General features: G+C 36.6%; 5 protein-coding genes. 1 reads left to right on the top strand and 4 read right to left on the bottom strand.

Features of this window, described 5'->3' with window-relative positions; all coding sequences use genetic code 11:
* Positions 1 to 56: 56 nt before the first annotated feature.
* Positions 57 to 182 (top strand): hypothetical protein, encoded by a 126-nt coding sequence (locus FJR06_RS24805; protein ID WP_256369543.1) that lies wholly within the window; start codon positions 57 to 59, stop codon positions 180 to 182.
* On the opposite strand, the gene FJR06_RS21550 is transcribed toward FJR06_RS24805, so the two are convergent.
* The 4 genes from FJR06_RS21550 to FJR06_RS21535 all read right to left on the bottom strand — a co-directional run bounded on the left by FJR06_RS21550 (position 170) and on the right by FJR06_RS21535 (position 4607).
* Positions 170 to 955: a hypothetical protein gene (locus FJR06_RS21550; protein WP_168652239.1), complete on the bottom strand. Its 786-nt coding sequence runs from the start codon at positions 953 to 955 to the stop codon at positions 170 to 172. The genes FJR06_RS24805 and FJR06_RS21550 overlap by 13 nt on opposite strands.
* A 103-nt stretch (positions 956 to 1058) precedes the next feature.
* Entirely contained in the window at positions 1059 to 2051 is a 993-nt protein-coding gene (locus FJR06_RS21545) for a pentapeptide repeat-containing protein (protein ID WP_168652238.1), read from the bottom strand.
* 80 nt (positions 2052 to 2131) lie between these two features.
* A complete protein-coding gene (locus tag FJR06_RS21540) occupies positions 2132 to 3037 on the bottom strand; it encodes a hypothetical protein (protein ID WP_015078211.1) in 906 nt (301 codons plus the stop codon).
* A 577-nt stretch (positions 3038 to 3614) separates the two neighbouring features.
* Positions 3615 to 4607 (bottom strand): aspartate carbamoyltransferase catalytic subunit, encoded by a 993-nt coding sequence (locus FJR06_RS21535; RefSeq protein WP_015078210.1) that lies wholly within the window; start codon positions 4605 to 4607, stop codon positions 3615 to 3617.
* Between the last annotated feature and the right edge of the window lie 37 nt (positions 4608 to 4644).

The raw sequence follows: 4644 nt of genomic DNA, 5'->3' as shown, positions 1-4644 counted from the left end.
GTCATTGCCAAAAATAGTTCTGCAAATGCTTCGCCCGTACAGTTGTTAGTTGTCAGTTGAAAGACAAATATTTTCACCAATTACCAATTACCAATTACCAATTACCAATTACCAATTACCAATTACCCATTACCCATTACCCATTACCAATTACCCATTACCAATTACCTTATTTTCCATAGTAAACTCTAGCATTACCGTAACCTGAACTTTTCAAATAGCTATTCCATTGTTCTGCTTCTAAGCGATCGCTAAATGGTCCTACAGCTATATGCGTTCCTAGTGGTTGAGTTCTCCTAAATACATTAATATTGATGCTAACTTTTTGGCGAATTTCTGTACCTAAAGAATGTAAACTATTAGCATTACCAGGAATAACTACATAATAGGAATTTCTTTTTTCCTGTTGATAGTTATTTGGATAGTTCTGATCATTATATCCGGGAGCATTATAAGACATTACTGGTTGAACCGAATAATTAGGTGTTAATTCTATATTTTCCGAATTAACGATTTTCGCGCCAGAAATCCCATTAAATTCCAATTCTCTTACCCGTTTTTGAGCATTAGATTGTCCATTGAAAACGCCAGACTGGATCACCTTACGTCCCTTGTAATTGCGAATATAGGCATTAGGTTCAATTTGCCGAACTCGCTGCAAAATTTCGTAATTATTGCTATCAACATAAACAAAATATCGGTCAAAGTTTTGGTTATATTGACTATATTGTGTCCCTTGAGATTGATAGAATTTTCCTGGTTGTAACTGCGGTAATGGCTGCTGGTTAATGGGTATTTCCTGGAGATATGACAATGTTGCTTGTGCGAATATTGGCATATTATTAGATGTTTGAGCCTGAACTGGACTATATTCACATACGAACACCCAACTTCCACTTATCAGCAAGGAAAATATGGGTAAAGAGGTAAAACAATTTACTCTTAAAGTAGGCATATTTGTTACCAGTTTTTGCAAAGATATTTGGTTTAATTCCAATGGGATAAAATAATTTAAGGGAGCATTGAAATGACGAAATTACTAATAAATTTCCTGATTTTTAGTAGCCAATTGTGCCGTCGGGCATTACCGCTTCAAACAAATTTGCACCTGTGAGATTTGTCGTACTAATTTCTGCTCTAAATAGATTTACTTTGGTTAAGTTAGCATCGGTAAAGTCTGTCATAGCAAGACAAGCATCTACTAATTCTGCTTCAGTTAGATCAGCCTCACACAGATTAGCTCGACTCAAATTAACTTTGCTCAGTCTAGCAAAACTGAGGTTGGCTCGGTTCAGCTTGGCTTTAATCAGTGTAGCCTGGAACATCATTGCATCATGTAAGTTAGCACCTATTAATTCAGCTTCAGTCAAATTTGATTTTGACAGTTTAGCATTTATGAGGTTTGCACCATTCAAATTAGCACCCTGTAAATTAGTCTCAGTTAAAGTAGCATTTTCTAAAATTGCTCCACTCAGATTAGCACCACTCAAATCCACACCACGCAGCATAGTCTCACTTAAATTAGCTCCACTCAGATTGGCCTTAGCTAAGTCTGCACCAGTTAAATTAGCACCCCGTAAGTCAACTTTATGCAGGTTAGCACTCCGGAGACAAGCAGAATAGGTTCTTTTTTCTTCTCGCAGGTTAGCACCCCGGAGGCAAGCACCTGTGAGGTTAGCACCTGTGAGGTTAGCACCACGCAAGTCGGAACTCATTAAGTTAGCATCTAACAGATGTGCTAAAGTTAAGTTGGCATTACGCAGATCAGCACCTTGCAAAGTTGCACCATGCAAATCAGCGTCATGCAAGTTGGCATTTTGCAACTTTGCTTGGGTTAGGTTTGCACCGCGGAGATTTGTAAAACTCAGATTCGCATTATTGAGAAGAGCCTGATTTAGATAGCTAAAAGTTAGGATAGCATTAGACAAATTTGCCTGATCTAAACCTATGCCAATTAAATCTGCATCAAATAAATTTACTCCATTTAATTTGGCGTTGCTAAAATTTGTTTCTCCATTTGCATATCGTCTCAGAAGTTCTTTCGCATCCATAATTTTTTCTCTCAATTGTTGTTAGAAATTTTTCTTTCCAAAATCAAAAATAGTCTGAATTATTTATTATTAAGTATATCTCAAGTAGGCGGTACTGTAATTTGACAGGTATTATTATCATCGTCATCATAGAAATCATTAACTTGAGTTGGAGCAGGTTGATAATTAGGATTAGCAGGTGGTTTAGTTTTTGCAGATGGATAACTGTTAGGGAGTTTATCTGAATTGGTTTTGGCTGGTATATCACCATATAAACCACGCATAACTCTGATGATTACACCAGATGCTTGATTATTTTTATCTGGTGTACCTAAAGAGATCACAGTATTGTTTATTTTAGATTCAAGTTCTCCAATAGTTGCACAAGAATTAAATAATTTCCGCAATAAACTATCAAGTTCTTCGGATTTTAGTCTCAACCAGTCTTGTTCATTAAAGGTAAATTTATTATAAAGTGCAGAAAATAAAATTATTTTAATCCTCAATGGGTTACTAAATCTCATAAGATTTTGTCGTAAATCAAATTGATTATATTGAGATTTTTTTGAACTGCTTGGAGTTTTTGCTGGAGGAGTTGATGATTTTTTTTCAGAACTATAAAATTTAGGAATATTTTGACTAGGTTGATTTAATATTAATCCTGTTTCTTGTTCTTGATGAGGTTGCTTAAATATTAATTCTGTCTCTTGATCAGGGGTTAGATATAATTTTTGTATTTCTTTGATGATGATACTGGCAATCATGGAGTATTGTTTTGGTTTGCTAAGATTTCCGACGGCAATAGATAAACTCGAAGTTAAGCAATCTATCGTGGGATTTAAACTAGATAATTCTTGGATTAATTCTGGTAATTTAAATCTATTTAGCGTATCTTGATTATTTTCCCACTCATTTTTACAAGCGAAGAATATTAATTTTTTAATTTGTTGTGAGTTTTCATGCTGTTCTAAATATTTTGCTACTTCATTAAGACTAGATAGAGCCATTATTCAGTATATCTCCTGTACAGGTATCCAATAGTAGTAATCAATACCTTGTCCATTTCTTGTAGGTTGGGTTAAGCGACAGCGCAACCCAACGCATTTGTTGGGTTTCATGCTTCAACCCAACCTACAAATCAAGGATTTTTCTAATTTGGACAAGGTATTAAGTAATAGTAATAGATTATAGCTGAACTAGTAGTCTGTCAAGATAAAAATGATGGACTGTAGTGTGAGCGTCTCGCTCACGCGGGCAAGACTTGTACTGAGCTTGTCGAAGTATGCCCGCACGGACTGCGTTCAAATCGCAATTTACCAGCATCAGTTCATCTACGAACAGTTTTTACTGACACACCAAGCTATTTAGCAGTATCACCTATTGAAATAGTCACTTCTTGGTTTTCCATATAATTAACTCCGTTGCTTGACTAAGTTAATTATATGGACGTTCCGTAACATAAGGCTAGTTATGGGTAGAAATCGCCGAACAGTTTAAAACCCTCGCTTTTTACTTCTATTTGAGCGGATGCTTTGCAACTAATTACTACATTTAATAATGCTATAGCAATTGCATGATTATTAATTAAGCCCTACCACTACCGATAAAATATAAAAGTGCCATCCGCACTGCTACACCGCTAGTTACCTGAGATTGAATTAAGCTGAATTCAGGATCATCCATTAAATCAGAACTAATTTCCACACCCCGATTTACTGGACCTGGATGCAATACTTTAACTTGAGGTTTACATAGTTTTAACTTAGCACGAGTAATGCCAAATAGTTGATGATATTCTCTTAAACTAGGGAATAAATGGGCGGTCATGCGTTCTTTTTGTAAGCGCAAAGTCATGACAAAATCAGCATTTTCCAAAGCTGGTTCTAATTGCCAATGGGTAAATAATCGGTTAGAGTTTTCTGTACATCCTAAGTATTCTGCAAAGAATTTAGGTAACAATGTGGGAGGTGCGGACAGATGTACTTCTGCACCACTAGCGATTAAACTCCAAATATTAGAACGGGCTACACGAGAGTGTAAAATATCGCCAACAATAGCAATTTTTTTACCTTGTAATGATTCAATTTTGGGTTGTGCAGGGTCAATTAAACTACAAATTGTAAATAGATCTAATAATCCTTGAGATGGATGTTCATGTTGTCCATCACCGGCATTGAGGACGCTAACTTTTACACCTAAACGATCCATTTCTTGCGCGATCGCTTGCGGAACTCCTGCATCCTTATGGCGGACTACCATAATATCAGTTCCCATTGCCAAATAGGTTTTTGCTGTGTCAAGAATTGTTTCACCTTTGGTCATAGAAGATGTAGCTGCGGCAAAGTTGAGGGTATCCGCACTAAGTCTTTTTGCCGCAATTTCAAAACTACTGCGCGTGCGGGTAGAAGGTTCAAAAAATAAATTTGCTACTACCTGTCCCTGTAAAGTGGGGACTTTCTTTGTCCGTCGGGATAGTACCTCTTGAAAAGAAGCCGCAGTTTGTAACACGGCGTTATATTCAGCCGTTGTGAAGTCAGCAAGTGTGAGAATATGATGACGATTCCAAGTAGTAGGCATATAAGTAGAGGAGTCAGGAGTCAGGAGTCAGGAGTCA

Source organism: Dolichospermum sp. UHCC 0352, from assembly GCF_009711925.1.
Lineage (GTDB): Bacteria > Cyanobacteriota > Cyanobacteriia > Cyanobacteriales > Nostocaceae > Dolichospermum > Dolichospermum lemmermannii.
The sequence above is the reverse complement of the archived record's forward strand: the minus strand, read 5'-3'. Positions and strand labels throughout refer to the sequence as shown.